This window comes from Streptomyces sp. NPDC049970 (assembly GCF_040660235.1).
GTDB lineage: Bacteria > Actinomycetota > Actinomycetes > Streptomycetales > Streptomycetaceae > Streptomyces.
Genome location: NZ_JBFALP010000010.1, coordinates 149,565 through 163,863, shown reverse-complemented (window position 1 = coordinate 163,863; position 14,299 = coordinate 149,565). Strand labels below are relative to the sequence as shown.

Below are 14,299 nucleotides of genomic sequence, written 5' to 3'. Positions count from 1 at the left end.
CGTCCCGGTGGCCGGGTGGTGAACGGCACCGGTTGCCGGAGCGTCGGAATCCTCTCCGGCGCCATGGGAGACTCGCCCCCATGAACGGCAAGTCGACCACCACGCGGACGAAGTTGGAGAGGGGCCGCAGCGCGCTCGGGCCCGCCCTGGAGCTCGTCCACACGGGGCGCGCCCCCACCCGCGCCGTGCTGACCTCCGAACTCGGCGTCACCCGTGCCACAGCGGGCGCGGTGGCGGCGGAGCTGGAGGCGCTCGGGCTGATCAAGGTCGACTCGAGCCCGGGTTCCGCGGCCGGTTCGCAGGGCCGCCCCTCGCACCGTCTCTCCGTCCTGGACAGCGGTCCGGTGGCCCTCGCCGCGCAGGTGCACTCCGACGGCTTCCGTGCGGCGCTCGTCGGTCTGGGGGGCAGGATCGTGGCCACGGCGCCCGGCTGCGTCGCGGTCATGGCCGACCCCGCCCAGGTCCTCGGCGAGGTCGTCGAGGCCGGTGCCCGACTCCTGCGCGAGAGCGGACTGCGCTGTGTCGGCGCCGGGCTCGCCGTCCCCTCCGCCGTGGCCGAACCCGAGGGCACGGCGCTGAACCCGCTGCACCTGGCGTGGCCGGCCGGGGCGCCTGTCCGGGAGATCTTCTCCGCCCGCGTACGTGCCGCCGGGATCACCGGGCCCGCGTTCACCGGGAACGACGTCAACCTGGCCGCCCTCGCCGAGCACCGGCACGGTGCGGGGCGCGGTGCGCAGCACCTGCTCTGCGTCGCCACCGGCCACCGGGGTGTGGGCGGCGCCCTCGTCCTGGACGGCCGTCTGCACAGCGGGAGTTCGGGACTCGCCCTGGAGGTGGGGCACCTCACGGTGAACCCGGAGGGGCGCCCCTGCCACTGCGGCGGACGCGGCTGCCTGGACGTCGAGACGGACCCGCTCGCCTTCCTCACCGCCGCGCGCCGGGAACCGGGCCCCGAGGAGTCCCTGCTCAAGCAGTCCGGCGACCTGCTGCGTACGGAGTACGGCGACCCGGACGTGCGGGCCGCCTCCGAGGAGCTGATCGACCGGCTGGGCCTCGGCCTCGCCGGTCTGGTCAACATCCTCAACCCGGACCGGATCATCCTGGGAGGCCTGCACCGCGACCTCCTGGAGGCGGACCCGGAGAGGCTCAGGGCCGTGGTCGCCGACCGAAGCCTCTGGGGCCGCAGTGGCAGCGTGCCGATCCTCGCCTGCACCCTCGACCACAACAGCCTCGTGGGCGCGGCGGAGATGGCCTGGCAGCCCGTACTCGACGACCCGCTGGCCGCACTGGCCTGAGAGGACGCCCGCCACGCATGGGCATCCCGCGTGCGAGGCGGTCCCCCGCGCCGGTACGTCCGGTACGACGCGGGGGAGCGCGCCGGTCAGGGACCGGCGCGCTCCGGTACGCGATCGAGGGCTGCGCTCCGCCGGGTGCCCGCGAAGGCGCGTCGTCGGCCCTCGTCAGCCGACCACGGTCGGCCGGGCCCGCTTGCGTACCGCGGTCGGCTCCATGAACCCCACGAGGTCCGAGGTGAAGGGGCCGTCGGTCGTCGACCCGTACACCGGGAGAGTGGGCAGAGCGGTGGTGAAGGACGGTGCGGGAAGGGTGAACCAGATGACCTTCCCCGCGTCGTCGCTCGGTCGTATGCCCCAGCTCTCGCTGACCGCGGCGATCATTGCCAGCCCGCGCCCGGAGGTCGCGGACGAATCGGCGTCGCACACGGTCGGCAGCCGGGGGTCGTGGTCGTGGACGGAGACCGTCAGCCGGTCGAGCAGCAGCTCGATCTCGACGGTGCACGATTTGTCCGGCTGTGCATGCCGGTGGACGTTGGTCAGCAGTTCGGTGACGCCCAGCGCGGCATGGTCGATCAGAGGATCGAGATGCCAGTAGCGCAGTTGCGCCGAGATGATTCTGCGGACCTGACCGATCCGCGACGGCAGGGCCTGGAGCTCCACCGCGCAGTGCCTGCTTGGCTCGCTGATCACGGCTGCGACTCCCCGAAATTGGTCCGGAAGAAGACGAAGGAACGGATCCAGCAGATCGCTCGCTGCTGTTTCTGGTCGTGCGTGGTCCGCCCTGCGGCCGCCGGCGGTGCGGCTTTCACTGTCACCGCCGGTGCACCATCAGTGACGTGTGACCAGCGTGACTCAGGGGGTTGGGCTGCGCAACTCGCGGTGCCCGTGCCGGACCGCAGCGTCAGTGCGACGTCCGTGGTCCGTGGCGTCCGGGCCGGTCCGCGACGTCACGTCCGGCCGCTCGACCGGCAGCCCCCGAGCGCCCGTGAGCGGCCCCCGTGCACGGTTCCCGACCGGTCCGCGGCGTCAGGGCCGCCGCCCCGCGCCCCGCAGTACCTCCAGGAACCTGCGCACCGGCAGAGCCCCGCCGGGCCGCCGGTTGCGCTGCCCCATCGTCAGCCTGTAGCGCACACCGTTGATGCGCGCGATCGTGGAGTCGGCGGACTGGAACCAGGCCTTCCCCGCACTCACCGCCGACACCGGAGCGCTGTCGATCTCCCGGCCGTTGCTGGTGAGCAGCGCCAGCCGGCCGTCCTTGACGATCACTTGCCCCGCGCGGGTGAGCGACCGTGCCCACCGCTGGATCCTGACATCGTTCGCGACGAACTCGGCGGTGCCGAACTCCGTCGCGCTGAACTCCGTTTCGGCCATGACGACTTAGCCCCCCTTGTACCGGCTTCTGCAAGTCTGCACGGCCACGGGCCCGCGCACCAGACCGCGGCGGCACCGATCGCGGGCAGGACCAGGGGGCGGGCGGTGCCACTGCGGGACGGGTGGGCCAAGGGAGGGCTATGGGCAGTCAAAGTAAACGTTTGTGCAGGTGGGGGGAATATCGTGGGAACCCGGGAGTACCGCAGTTCACTCGAAGGGGATCGCCGATGGGCACCAGTGAGCAGAGACCTGACGACGGAGTCATGGCCACCGTGGACGTCGACCGAAGCGACCCCGACTACCGCGCCTGGCTCAAGGAAGCCGTACGCAAGGTGCAGGCGGACGCCAACCGTTCGGCGGACACCCATCTCCTGCGCTACCCGCTGCCGGAGCACTGGGGCATCGACCTCTATCTCAAGGACGAGTCGACGCACCCCACGGGCAGCCTCAAGCACCGGCTGGCCCGCTCGCTCTTCCTCTACGGTCTCTGCAACGGCTGGATCCGCCGGGGCAAACCGGTCATCGAGGCGTCCAGCGGCTCGACGGCCGTCTCGGAGGCGTACTTCGCCAAGCTGATCGGTGTGCCGTTCGTCGCGGTGATGCCCCGGACCACCAGTCCCGAGAAGTGCCGCCTGATCGAATTCCACGGCGGGCAGTGCCACTTCGTCGACGACGCCCGCCGGCTGTACGAGGAGTCCGCGGCCCTGGCGGCCGAGACCGGCGGACACTACATGGACCAGTTCACCTACGCCGAGCGTGCCACCGACTGGCGGGGAAACAACAACATCGCCGAGTCCATCTACCAGCAACTGCGGCTGGAGCGCTATCCGGAGCCCGCCTGGATCGTCGCCACCGCGGGCACCGGCGGCACCTCCGCGACCATCGGGCGCTACGTCCGCTACATGCAGCACGACACCCGGATCTGTGTGCCCGACCCGGAGAACTCCTGCTTCTTCGACGGCTGGACCCGGCACGATCCGCTGGCGGCGAGCGACCGCGGTTCGCGGATCGAAGGCATCGGCCGGCCCCGGATGGAACCGAGCTTCGTGCCCGGAGCCATCGACCGGATGATGAAGGTGCCCGACGCGGCCAGTGTCGCCGCCGTCCGGGTGCTGGAGCGCGCCATCGGCCGCAAGGCCGGCGGCTCGACGGGCACCGGGCTGTGGAGCGCCTTCCGGCTGGTGGCCGAGATGGTCGCACGGGGAGATACCGGCAGCGTCGTCACGCTGTTCTGCGACCCGGGCGACCGCTACCTCGACAAGTACTACTCCGACGAATGGCTGGGTGTGCAGGGCATGGACATCAGGCCGTACACGGAGACGATCGACCGCTTCCTGGCCACGGGCACCTGGCCGGCCTGAGCCGTCCGGCGGCCCGGAAACCTCCGCGCCGTGGACTCCCGACGACGCGAGCCGCTCCCGCGACCGGGCCTGCCCCCTTGCCGGTCCGGTTCATCCGGCGTCCGGAAGCCGTTCGACCGCGACCACGGCCGCGTCGTCGCCCAGACGGCCACCCGCGTACCGCAGCAGATCGGCGCACACCAGCTCCAGCAGCTGCCCGGGTTCCATGCCCTGCCACGAGGCGGCCCGCTCGGCCAGCGGGTAGAAGCACCCCGAGAGGTCCCGCGCCTCGGTGACCCCGTCGGTGTACAGCAGAAGCGTGTCGCCGGGGCGGAAGGCGAACACGTCCTCCGTGGGGCGGGCCCCCGCCAGGGTGCCGACGCCGAGCGGTGGGCCCGGTTCCGCCGCGCCCAGCACGTGCGCCCGGCCCTCCCGCAGCAACAGGGGCGGGGGATGCCCGCAGCTGACCAGACGCAGCTCGTGAGCCGCATCGGGGATGTCCAGCACCGCCGCGGTGACGAAGTCCTCGGCGATCCTCTGGGCGGTGCTCCAGTCGTCGTTCTCGTTCAGCGAGTCGATCCGGTGGGCCGCCACGCTGGTCTCGAGCCGCGCGGCCAGATCGGGCAGGTGCTCCTCCTGGCGGGCCAGCGCACGGAAGGCGCCCAGCACCCCCGCGGCGCCGCTGACCGCGTCCAGGCCCTTGCCGCGGACGTCCCCGATGATCAGGCGGGTTCCCCGCGCAGTGCGCGCCGCCGCGTAGAGATCGCCGCCGACCTGCGCCCCGGCCTCGGCCGCCAGGTAGACGGAGGCCAGGCGCAGCGGGCCGCTGCGTACGGGCAGCGGCCGGAGCACGCTCCGCTGAGCGGCCTCGGCCACGGTCCGCAACTGGACCATCTCGGCGGCGTTGCGCTCCCGCAGGCCGGCGAAGATCGTGACGATCACCGAGATCAGCACCAGGGCGCCGATCTGGAACATGTGATTGGGATCCGTGAGACCGGAGCGGTTCACGGCCACGATCACCTGGGCCAGCACCGCCAGCAGGCCGACGGACGCGGTCAGGCGCGGACCGGCGAACGACGCGGTGAGCGCCGGTGCCGCCGCGAGGAACGGTCCGAGATGTACGTCGGGCGGAACGTTGATGCCGACGACGGTCACGACGGCGATCAGGGCGACCGGCACCGCGACGAGTGCGCTCGCCGGCCGGGTGCCGTCCCGCAGCCCGTCCGTCCATTGCCGGATGCCCATGAGTCCGGGATACCTCACCGGCCGCGTCGTCGCCCCTCATGGAAGGGCGTCCGGGGCGCGCCGCGCCCGCGACACCCGGGCCGTCGCCGCCCGGGGCCGCACCCACGCCGCCGCCGGATGCGCGGGCAGGGCCCTCAGTCGTCGAGCAGTACGTCGAGCACCCGGCCGAACACCCGCCGGCCCGCTCCCGCCAGCACCGGGTCGGCCCAGCCCGGCAGCAGCCTGACCCGCAGCTCCTCGACCCAGATCACGTGCGAGCCCGAGCCCGTCGGACGCACGTCGATCGAAGCCCGGCCGCGAACCAGGGAACCCCGCTTCTCCAGCAGGCACAGCCCCGCCCTGCCGGAGGCGGGCGGGGCCCACCTGACCACTTCCATCGGATCGTCGAACCCCAGCGGACCCAGGCCGGTGCGGGCCACGAAGACCGTTCCGGCGCCGGTGGGCGGTCCCGCCCGCACGGTGACCGAGGTGAACGGAACGGTGTCGCCGTGGCGCTCCCAGTCCGTCACCCGCCGCCACGCCTCGGCAGCGGGGAGTGGGGAGAAGCGCTCGATACGGAATACGGCCACAGACCGATCCTAGGACGTCCGGCGCCCGGAAGCCCGGGAGCGGAAGGGCCGGAACCCGTCCCGTCGGCTCTACTCGTGCGACGATCCGCCCGCCACCACCAGGCCCGGCAGATGGTCCTCGATCTCCCGCCGGGCGCCGTCGGGCAGGCCCGCGTCCGTCACGAAGGTGTCCACCTCGTCGAGCGCCGCGAACGAACTCAGCCCCACCGTGCCCCACTTGGTGTGGTCGGCCACGACGACGACCCGCCGGGCAGCCTGCACGAAACGCCGGTTCGTCTCGGCCTCCGCGAGGTTCGGCGTCGAGAGCCCGGCCTCCACCGAGATCCCGTGCACCCCGAGAAAGAGGACATCGAAGTGGAGGGAGCCGATCGCACGGTCCGCGACCGGTCCCACGAGCGAGTCCGACGGCGTACGGATCCCGCCGGTCAGCACCACCGTGGCCGCACCGGCCCGGGCGCCCCCCGCCGCCGTCGGCCGCTGCGCGCTGTGGAACACGTCGGCGACCCGGACCGAGTTGGTCACCACGGTCAGCCCCGGTACGTCCACGAGGTGCCCGGCCAGCGCGAACGTGGTCGTCCCGCCGGAGAGTGCGATCGCGCTGCCGGGCACGGCCATCGCCGCGGCCGCACGCGCGATGTCCTCCTTGGCGCTGAGCTCCAGGGTCGACTTCGCCTCGAACCCGGGCTCGTGCGTGCTGGCCTCGACGACCGGCACGGCTCCGCCGTGCACCTTCTCGACGACCCCCTGACGCGCCAGCGCGTCCAGGTCCCTGCGGATGGTCATGTCGGAGACGCTCAACTTGCGGGTCAGCTCGTTGACCCGCACCCCGCCGCGCTTGCGCACGTCGTCGAGGATGAGCGCACGCCGCTGCTCCGCGAGCAGGTTCTGGTTCTCGCTCAACGCCGGGCCCGGTCCTTCCCTCTGTCCGCACGGTCCGGCAGCGGCCTGCGGGACGCTCTCATCCTGCCACGCACGCCCGCCCGTCGGCGCACTGGGGAGATTCGGTGAGAGCGGTGCCGTGGAGACCGCACGCCCGGGATGGTCCGGGATGGTGGTGACTGGGTATCAGCCGTGTGCCGGCCCGGACCCCCGGCGGCCCGTCCACCCCCTTCCCGTCCGCAGGGGCCGTCCGGCCCGGAGAGCGAGTCCCGAAATTGCCCACAGCACCCGAGGCCGCGCAGAGCGGCGGCGCCACGCTGGAACTCCTCGTCCACGGCGTCGGCGGAACCACCCCGCAGGAGATGCTGGGTGATCCGCGCACGACCAGGATCACCGGTGACGCCACGGCGGCGATCTACCGCCGCACCGAGGACGTCGCGGCCGAGCAGCATCCCGAGCGCCACCGGGACCAGCCCGTCGCCGAGGCCTACTGCTGGTCCAACCTCACCTCGGGCAACGGCTCCCGGGCCCTGTGGCTGCTGCTGCTCCCCTTCATGGTGGTCAACCTCGCCCACTGGATGCGCCCCTCCTCGCAGGGCGGCCCCCGGTCGGTCCGGCTGTACGGGCTCGTCGTACGGCTGCTCGCGCTCAGCCTCACCGTGCTGCTGACCGCCGCGGCCTGCGAAGTCGCCCTCGACCTGGTGGCGTGGCAGTGCGCGGGGATGCCCGACTGCTCGGGGAGGCGCTCCTGGCTCGGGTTCCTGTCCGCACGGCAGGACGGATGGTTCTCCCAGCCGGGCCGCCGGCTCTCCGTCGCCGCACTCGTACCCGCTGCCCTGGTCGGTCTCCTCTGGTACCTGTCCAACCGCACCTGGAGCGCCTACGAGTCACAGCGCCCCCTGAGCTGGGACGAACCCGGACCGGCCCGCACCGGCGCACCCACGGACGAGGACGAGGCCGGGGAGCCCTGCGCGCCCGAGGGCGCGGACCGGGAGACGCGGGTCCCGCCCGACGCCCCTCCGGTGTGCTCCGCCCTCGGCAGACCCGGCTTCTGGTACGGGCGCCGGCTCGTGGCCCGGCTGCGGGCCGGCCACACCGCCGCCGGCTTCCTGACGGTCGCGGCCACCGTCGGCGGGGCGGCCGCCCGGCACGACCGTGCCGACGGGAGCTCCGTCCCCGAGACCATCGGTGTGCTGTTCGAGGCGTGTCTCGTCCTGTGCGCGCTCGCGGTCCTCGCCGTGGTCTGCCGGCGCGGACGCAGCGAGCGGCGCCTCGACAGCCGTCTCGACCGAGCCGCCATCACGTTCCTGCCCGGCACCGCGCTCGCCCTGCTCGTGGCCGCCGTCCTGTACGCCGGCTGGTCGCGCCCCGACTGGGTTTCCTCCGGCACGCTCCCCGGGGAGTCGGCCTTCCGCGCCCTCACCCTCGGCCAAGGCCTGCTCGTCGTCGTACTCGGCGTGGTGGCCCTGAGGCTCCACCGGCGCAGGCCCGAGCCGCGCACCACCCTCCACGGCCTCGGCGGGCCGGCCGTCGCCATGCTGGCCTGCGCGCTCGGCGGCGTGATGACCGGCGGAGTCTCCCAGCGCGTCGCCGACTGGCTCGACGGTCCCGGCACCCCGGGCATGGGGGCGGGCTCGGCCATAGCAGGCCCGCCCGTGCTGCTCAGCTGGCAGGCGTCCGTCATCCCGGTCCTGCTGCTGCTCCTGCTCGTGCCCCTCACCTGGCTGGCCGCCCGCACCCTGCGGCGCGCCCGTCTGTCGGGTCCCGAGATCGAGGCGGAGTACGGCGAGGAGTACCCCGACCCCGGGCGGACCCGGCGGATCGCACGGACCAGGGCGACCGCCGCGCTCACCGACTCGGCGCCCGGGATCCTCGGGCTGCTCTCCGGCGCCACGCTGCTCCTGGGCGTCGCGGCGGTGGCCGGTTCCTGGCTCACCGGGCAGGTCCCCGGGCTGGCCGCGGAGGGAACGGGGCCGTTCACCGAAGCGCTCGCCGAGGCCGCGCAGTCGACCGGATCCTGGCTGATCGGCTTCGGAGCCATACTGTTCGTCACCTGGGGCCGCCGCGCCTACCGTGACGTCTCCGCCCGGCGCACCATCGGCATCCTCTGGGACGTGGGTACCTTCTGGCCCCGCGCCGCACACCCCTTCGCGCCGCCCTGCTACGCCGAGCGCGCCGTCCCGGACCTCTCCTCCCGGATGGCCGCGTGGACGGGCCGCACCCGCGGCAGGCTCGTCATCTCCGGGCACTCGCAGGGCAGTGTGCTCGCCGCCGCGGCCGTCTGGCAGCTTCCCGACACGGCCAGGCACCGGGTCGCGCTGCTGACCTACGGTTCTCCCATCGAGAGGCTGTACGGACGCTGGTTCCCGGCCTACTTCGGGCGCGCACCCATGGAAGGACTGCACAGGTCCGTGCACTGCTGGCGCAACCTCTGGCGCGCCACCGACCCGATCGGCGGCCCCGTCCGGACCGACGGACGGCGGGGCCCCGAGGTGGACCGGGGCCCGCTCAGGGACCCGATGGTCTACGGCCGGACGCCCGAACACCCGCTCCCCGAGCCGATCCTGGGCCACTCGGACTACCAGGCCGACCCGGTGTTCGCCGTCGAGCGGGCCGCGCTCCTGGAACGGCTCGATCCCGTGGTGCCCCGGCAGACGGGTGTCCAGGACGCCGGTACGCAGGCTCAGGGGAGCGCGGGGAGATCCTCGGGGTAGAGCATGGTCAGGTCGTCCGTGCTGGGCTCGGTGACCTGGGCGACCCGGCCCGCGTGCCGTTCGACCATCGACTCGAAGGTCTGCCGGGCCGTACGGCCGTTACCGAAGGCGGGCCCCTTGGGAAGCGCTGTGAAGTACTTGAGCAGCGCTTCCTCCGAGCCGTCCGCCAGGCTGTACTCGTGCTCCTCGGACTGCTGCCGGACAATCCGCAGCAGCTCCTCGGGCTCGTAGTCGCTGAAGGTGATGGTCCGTGAGAAGCGGGAGGCGACACCGGGGTTGACGGTGAGGAAGCGCTCCATCTCATGGGTGTACCCGGCCACGATGACCACCACGGCGTCGCGGTGGTCCTCCATGAGCTTCACCAGGGTGTCGATGGCCTCCCGGCCGAAGTCGCGGCCCGAGTCCTCGGGCGACAGCGCGTACGCCTCGTCGACGAAGAGGACCCCGCCGCGCGCCCGGTCGAACGCCTCCTGCGTGCGGATGGCCGTGGACCCGATGTGCTCACCGACCAGATCGACGCGGGACACCTCCACGAGATGGCCGTGTTCCAGCACCCCGAGCGAGGCCAGGATCTCGCCGTAGAGCCGGGCGACCGTCGTCTTGCCGGTGCCGGGCGAGCCGGTGAAGACCAGGTGGCGGCGGACCGACGCCGCCTTGAGGCCGGCCAGCCGTCGCCTGCGGCCCACCTCGATCATGTCCGTCAGGGCCCGCACCTCGCGCTTGACGCTGTCCAGCCCCACCAGCGCGTCGAGTTCGCCGAGGACGGCGCCGGAGTCGCGTACCGGTTCGGCGGGCGCGACGGGAGCGACCGGCGCGACGGGGTCGGCGGTCCGCTGCCCGGGCATCGCGCCGAGCAAGCCGGGCGTCGACTGGGTGGCGGTCAGGACGGCGGGCACCAGGGGAGCGGCACTGCGCAGGCCGCTCTCGTCGCTGGTGCAGTCCTGGGCGACCGGCCCGCCGGTCTGGCCGTCGCCGTGGGCGGAGCCCTCCGGGAACTCGTAGCCGCCGCGCGCGCAGCGCTCGGTGCGGCACCGCGTCAGGGTGGAGCGGCAGCCGTCCATCACATGGAAGCCGTAGCCCTCGCTCCCGGTCACCCGGCAGCTGTCGAAGGTGCCCCGGCCCTCGGCGGAGACGTAGAAGCCGGCCTCCGCGGGCGAGGTGACCGTGCACCGCTCGATCGTCGGGTCGGCGCCCTTGGTGACGATGACGCCCGTCTGCGCCCCGTCGATGGTGCAGTTGTTCAGCGTGCCGCCACTGCCGTGGTCACGGAACCAGGCCCCGGTGGATGCCTCACGGATCCGGCAGTCGTCGAGCTGGGCGGTCGCTCCGTCGCTCACCGAGACCGCCGTGTTGCGGATCTGGGACAGGTCGCTGTCCACGACATCGGCGCGCGAGCCCCGGTCGAGGACGAAGAGGGCGTCGGGCACGTCGTGGACGCGGCACGAGTCGAGTATCACCGTGGCGCCGTCGCTGACCCAGACCGCCGGGTAGTCGCCCGTACTGTCGTGGATCTCGCACTGGTTGGCGTCGACGCGCGTGCCGGGGTCCCAGACCGACAGGCCGTTGCGCCCGAACCTGCGCACGGTCGAGCGGGTCAGGGTCAGTACCGAGCGGGACCGCAGATCGACCGCGTTCTCCGGGATGTCGTGGATGTCGCAGTCGGCGAGTGTCAGCACCGCGTCGGTGTCCAGCGTGACGCCGTCGGCGGACGTGCGGTGCACCGTGCAGTCGGTCAGGTGCGCGGTGCCGCGTGCGCTCACCTGGACCCCGCTGCCCTTGATCTCGTACACCTCGCAGCCCACGGCCTCCAGGGCGCTGCCCTCCCCGGTCACGCTCAGCCCCGCACCGGAGGAGTGGTGCACGCGGCAGCGCTCGAGCCGGGGGTGCGCACCGTCGCGCACCGAGACGCCGGACTGTCCCGCCGAGACGATCTCGCACTCCTCGAACACGCCTCCGGCGCCGTCGAGTACGGCGATGCCCACGCCGGCCGGGTTGTCGACGGTGCAGCGGCGGACCGTGGGCCTGGCCGCTCCTCGAACCTCCATGCCGGCGGCCGACCTGGTCACGATGCGCAGGTCGGACAGTTCGGGCGCACCCTCCTCCACGAGCAGCGCGGGGGCCGCCGAGTCCTGGCCCTCCACGTGCAGGTCCTTGATGACGGCGGAGGCGCGGACGGTCAGGGGGACGCCGTCGGCCGGCGCGATCCGTACGGAGCCCACGGACCCCTCGGGGCCGCGCAGGGTCACCGCGTGGTGGACGACGAGGTTCTCCCGGTACGTGCCGGGGGCGATGGTGAGCACGTCACCGTCCACCGCGGCCTCCAGGGCGGCGCTGAGGGAGGCGTACTCGCCCGTGCGGCGCCGCCATCGCGATGTGCCCGTGTGCGTCACCTGGACCGTGCCCTGTGCCATGGTGCTGCTGTGCCCCCACCTCGTGCCGTGTGCGCTGCCTCGTGCCTGTCCGCAGGGGCCGCCCGTGGTGCGGCAGCCCTCCGGCCCGCCTGCCGAGGAGTCGGGCGGGCCGGTCCACCGTAGCGCGCGCGACGGGCGCGAGTTGACTGGTCGGCCGTCGAAGAGGTCTGCCCGGCCGTGCGCGAGGGCGGTGTGCGCCCGCTGGATCAGCCGCCCGTACCGGTTCTGCCCCAGTCGGGGCCGACTTCGGCCCAGGCGTGGTCGAGCCGGGTGTACCGCCGTTGCATCATCCGCCATACGACCAGCCTGCGGGCGGTTTCCGTCAGACCGCCGGCGAGCAGCGTCACGCCGATCCCGGCGAGCACCGCGTGCGTGCGCGCCGTGGCGGCGTCCATGGGGCGCGTCGCCGGGAACCCCCGGTCGTCGGTCCAGACCCGGATCCGGGTGCCGGGTGCGGCGACGGCCGACGTCGTCGACACCTTGCCCGTGCGCGCCGTGCCGTCGGGGGCGCGCCAGCCGGCCACCACCGACGTACGGGCGGTGTCCTCCGCGACCGCCGCCTCCGGGTCCTGGGCGAACCGTGAGGTGCCGGAAGCCTCGCGGACCACGACGGCCGGGGTGAGGTGCCGATGCGCGTGCTGGGCCCGTACCGACCGCTGGAGCGCGTCGTCCGTGAGCGAGCCGCTCAGCCAGCCGAGCACCGGTGCCACCACGACCATCAGCAGCAGAGCGGCCAGGGCCACCCACGCCTCGAGGCGATCGGTGGGCCGGCACACGGGATTGCGCCGCCAACGCCGGATTCCCAGAACCGCTCGCACAGTCATGCACCCCCTTTCCTGGCCTTGATAACCCGACATGGCGTCGGACAAGTCCGCCTCCGACGAACAGAGAGCAACCTCACGTCGCCAACAGCCCTCATGCGTATGGGTGTTGCCCCCGGCGACGAGTCGGGCGGGTCAGCCGATGACGCGCACCGGGTCGCCCACCCTGATCACGCCCGTGCCTTCGGGGACCAGGTTCTGGCCGAACAGGAGGTCCTTCCCGGTCCGGCGGTGGCGGGCGAGTGTCCGCAGCGGCTCCCTGCCACGCTCCGCCGTCCGCTGGTCGGTGGTCGTCACGACACACCGGGCGCACGGCTTCGCCACGCGGAAGGCGACCTCTCCGACGGAGATCCGCCCCCAGCCGTCCTCGGCCCAGGGCTCCGTGCCGTCCACGACGAGGTTCGGCCGGAACCGGTCCATCGGCAGCGGCCCCTCCTCCGGACGGTCACCCTGTGCGACCAGCGCGTTGAGAGCGTCCAGCGAGGCGTTTGCGGTGAGCAGCAGCGGGAACCCGTCAGCGAAGGACACGGTCTCGCCCGGCCGTCCGAACTCGGGGTCGAGGGGCCTGCGGTGCGACGGCTCGTCGAGATGGACGAGCCGGACCTCCGCACCGAGGCGCGCGGTGAACCAGTCGTGTGCGGCGGGGTCGGCCTCCACCACCTCGATCTTGTTCCTGAACAGGGTCGCGACGACGGTCGGGCCCGGACCGGGCACCGCCACCTCCAGTGGCGCGCTCCCCTGCGCCGACAGAGCGACGCCGCCCCCGGGCAGCGGATCCGCGGACAGCTGTGCCATACGGGGTTGTTGGCGCTGGGTGACAACCCTGTCGTCCCGGTCGATCAGCGTCCAACGGCGGTCGCCGTCGAGTCCCCATGGCTCGACAGCCGCCTCGTCGGTCACACACGCGGCCAGTGACTTGACCGGGTGGATGCGCACAGCGCCGAGTACGGGAGTAGACATGCCTCCATTTTGCCAGCAGCTACCGGCAGTGCCTGGTCAGTACCCCCGGCCGCCCTGGTACGGACGGTTGTACTGGTCCTCGTACGGCGACTGCGCGGGTGTGGGCGCGGGCCGCGGGGAGGCGGGCCGCATGGCCTCGTACCCCGTGCCGGGCCGCTGCGGCCGCTGGGGCTGTTGCGGCTGCTGCTGGTAGCCGCGGGGCGCCGACGGCTGCTGGGGTATGTACGGCGCGGGCGCGTGCTGCAGCTGTGCGGGCTGCATCATCGGGGCCTGCTGCATCCCGGCGTTCTGGTACTGCGGCTGCGGCGCCTGCTGCGGGTAGCCGTACCCGTTGTGCTGGGAAGGGGCCGCGGGCAGAGCCGGGAGTGCGGAGGGCAGGGCCGGCAGGTAGCTGTTCCCGGTGTCGTAGGCGGCGGGGACCCGGATCGGCGCGATCTGAGGGGTACCACGCTCGGCGACCAGGGAGTCGTAGATCGGGGTGTCGGGGAACGACGGGGCGGCGTAGTAGCCGCTGCCGTAGGTGGAGCGGGGGGAGGTCATGACACCTAAGTTAAGCCCACGATGTGCCGGTTGGGGAGCCCCAATCTTGGGGTTATCCGTTTTACGCTGCTTTTGTCTGCCTGGCCCGCCAAGACGTCGTTAAAGCCTCCGTAAACAGCGGGGGGCTTTTCAGTTGGAGGGTGTGGCCGAGAAG

Annotated in this window: 12 protein-coding genes; 3 read left to right on the top strand and 9 right to left on the bottom strand. The window is 72.9% G+C overall.

Annotated features, from left to right (window positions below; translation table 11 throughout):
* Window positions 1-80: 80 nt before the first annotated feature.
* A complete protein-coding gene (locus tag AB0I83_RS19695; RefSeq protein WP_356841840.1) occupies window positions 81-1,295 on the top strand; it encodes an ROK family protein in 1,215 nt (404 codons plus the stop codon).
* A gap of 165 nt (window positions 1,296-1,460) precedes the next feature.
* Here AB0I83_RS19695 and AB0I83_RS19690 read toward each other — a convergent pair whose 3' ends face one another.
* Complete coding sequence (locus AB0I83_RS19690; protein ID WP_356535060.1) at window positions 1,461-1,985, bottom strand: ATP-binding protein; 525 nt, start codon at window positions 1,983-1,985, stop codon at window positions 1,461-1,463.
* 336 nt (window positions 1,986-2,321) lie between these two features.
* Window positions 2,322-2,666: a hypothetical protein gene (locus tag AB0I83_RS19685; protein ID WP_363305502.1), complete on the bottom strand. Its 345-nt coding sequence runs from the start codon at window positions 2,664-2,666 to the stop codon at window positions 2,322-2,324.
* Window positions 2,667-2,893: 227 nt separating this feature from the next.
* Between AB0I83_RS19685 and AB0I83_RS19680 the strand changes: the two genes are divergently transcribed.
* Entirely contained in the window at window positions 2,894-4,027 is a 1,134-nt protein-coding gene (locus AB0I83_RS19680) for a PLP-dependent cysteine synthase family protein (RefSeq protein ID WP_363305501.1), read from the top strand.
* 90 nt (window positions 4,028-4,117) lie between these two features.
* On the opposite strand, the gene AB0I83_RS19675 is transcribed toward AB0I83_RS19680, so the two are convergent.
* The 3 genes from AB0I83_RS19675 to AB0I83_RS19665 form a co-directional block, all read right to left on the bottom strand.
* Window positions 4,118-5,251, bottom strand: coding sequence for a PP2C family protein-serine/threonine phosphatase (locus tag AB0I83_RS19675; RefSeq protein ID WP_363305500.1), 1,134 nt, complete (start codon window positions 5,249-5,251; stop codon window positions 4,118-4,120).
* Window positions 5,252-5,385: 134 nt separating this feature from the next.
* A complete protein-coding gene (locus AB0I83_RS19670; protein WP_356535064.1) occupies window positions 5,386-5,820 on the bottom strand; it encodes an SRPBCC family protein in 435 nt (144 codons plus the stop codon).
* 69 nt (window positions 5,821-5,889) lie between these two features.
* Window positions 5,890-6,720 (bottom strand): DeoR/GlpR family DNA-binding transcription regulator, encoded by an 831-nt coding sequence (locus AB0I83_RS19665; protein WP_363305499.1) that lies wholly within the window; start codon window positions 6,718-6,720, stop codon window positions 5,890-5,892.
* Window positions 6,721-7,061: 341 nt separating this feature from the next.
* Here AB0I83_RS19665 and AB0I83_RS19660 point away from each other — a divergent pair, with 341 nt between their 5' ends.
* A complete protein-coding gene (locus AB0I83_RS19660; protein ID WP_363305559.1) occupies window positions 7,062-9,413 on the top strand; it encodes a hypothetical protein in 2,352 nt (783 codons plus the stop codon).
* Here the strand turns inward: AB0I83_RS19660 and AB0I83_RS19655 are convergent.
* The 4 genes from AB0I83_RS19655 to AB0I83_RS19640 form a co-directional block, all read right to left on the bottom strand.
* On the bottom strand, window positions 9,383-11,824 hold the full coding sequence (locus AB0I83_RS19655) for a right-handed parallel beta-helix repeat-containing protein (protein WP_363305498.1): 2,442 nt from the start codon (window positions 11,822-11,824) through the stop codon (window positions 9,383-9,385). The two genes, AB0I83_RS19660 and AB0I83_RS19655, sit on opposite strands and share 31 nt — an antisense overlap.
* A 206-nt stretch (window positions 11,825-12,030) precedes the next feature.
* On the bottom strand, window positions 12,031-12,648 hold the full coding sequence (locus AB0I83_RS19650) for a hypothetical protein (protein ID WP_363305497.1): 618 nt from the start codon (window positions 12,646-12,648) through the stop codon (window positions 12,031-12,033).
* A gap of 132 nt (window positions 12,649-12,780) precedes the next feature.
* Window positions 12,781-13,605, bottom strand: coding sequence for an MOSC N-terminal beta barrel domain-containing protein (locus AB0I83_RS19645; RefSeq protein ID WP_363305496.1), 825 nt, complete (start codon window positions 13,603-13,605; stop codon window positions 12,781-12,783).
* 36 nt (window positions 13,606-13,641) lie between these two features.
* Window positions 13,642-14,145: a DUF6643 family protein gene (locus AB0I83_RS19640; RefSeq protein ID WP_363305495.1), complete on the bottom strand. Its 504-nt coding sequence runs from the start codon at window positions 14,143-14,145 to the stop codon at window positions 13,642-13,644.
* Window positions 14,146-14,299: the final 154 nt, after the last annotated feature.

What these genes read in the sequence shown, in the direction of transcription:
- AB0I83_RS19695 (WP_356841840.1), top strand. Translation starts at nt 81, where the DNA reads ATGAACGGCAAGTCGACCACCACGCGGACGAAGTTGGAGAGGGGCCGC.
- AB0I83_RS19685 (WP_363305502.1), bottom strand. Translation starts at nt 2,666, where the DNA reads ATGGCCGAAACGGAGTTCAGCGCGACGGAGTTCGGCACCGCCGAGTTC.
- AB0I83_RS19680 (WP_363305501.1), top strand. Translation starts at nt 2,894, where the DNA reads ATGGGCACCAGTGAGCAGAGACCTGACGACGGAGTCATGGCCACCGTG.
- AB0I83_RS19675 (WP_363305500.1), bottom strand. Translation starts at nt 5,251, where the DNA reads ATGGGCATCCGGCAATGGACGGACGGGCTGCGGGACGGCACCCGGCCG.
- AB0I83_RS19660 (WP_363305559.1), top strand. Translation starts at nt 7,062, where the DNA reads ATGCTGGGTGATCCGCGCACGACCAGGATCACCGGTGACGCCACGGCG.
- AB0I83_RS19655 (WP_363305498.1), bottom strand. Translation starts at nt 11,824, where the DNA reads ATGGCACAGGGCACGGTCCAGGTGACGCACACGGGCACATCGCGATGG.
- AB0I83_RS19650 (WP_363305497.1), bottom strand. Translation starts at nt 12,648, where the DNA reads ATGACTGTGCGAGCGGTTCTGGGAATCCGGCGTTGGCGGCGCAATCCC.
- AB0I83_RS19645 (WP_363305496.1), bottom strand. Translation starts at nt 13,605, where the DNA reads ATGTCTACTCCCGTACTCGGCGCTGTGCGCATCCACCCGGTCAAGTCA.
- AB0I83_RS19640 (WP_363305495.1), bottom strand. Translation starts at nt 14,145, where the DNA reads ATGACCTCCCCCCGCTCCACCTACGGCAGCGGCTACTACGCCGCCCCG.